This window comes from Pseudoalteromonas sp. S2755, assembly GCF_005886535.1.
Taxonomy (GTDB): Bacteria; Pseudomonadota; Gammaproteobacteria; order Enterobacterales; family Alteromonadaceae; genus Pseudoalteromonas.
This window is the reverse complement of the sequence record NZ_PNDS01000266.1, coordinates 1-271: the sequence shown is the minus strand read 5'-3', so window position 1 is coordinate 271 and position 271 is coordinate 1. Positions and strand designations below refer to the sequence as shown.

The 271-nt window shown below is 37.3% G+C and carries 1 pseudogene; it reads right to left on the bottom strand.

From position 1 onward, the window contains the following. A pseudogene (locus CWC03_RS23165) lies at window positions 1-271 on the bottom strand (insulinase family protein); the annotation flags it as partial.

The following is a 271-nucleotide window of genomic DNA, read 5'->3' as shown; positions in this document are numbered from 1 at the left end:
GAGAAAATCCATCCATGATATAATCACCATAGAGAAAAACTTCCTCCTCATATTGCTGCATATTAACGCTGATTGAATTTACCCAATCTAACATACGTCCGAATTCTTGATTATCGCACGCGATATCCATCAAAGTACTTTTGTCTTGATAAAGGCGCGGTAGTGAAGCGGTATTTTGCTTAATTAACGCGATGTAGTCGAAAAGCATTTCCACTATCTCTTCATTGTATTGAATCCCTTCATCAGTAAGCGCAAAGCTTATGTTAAATTG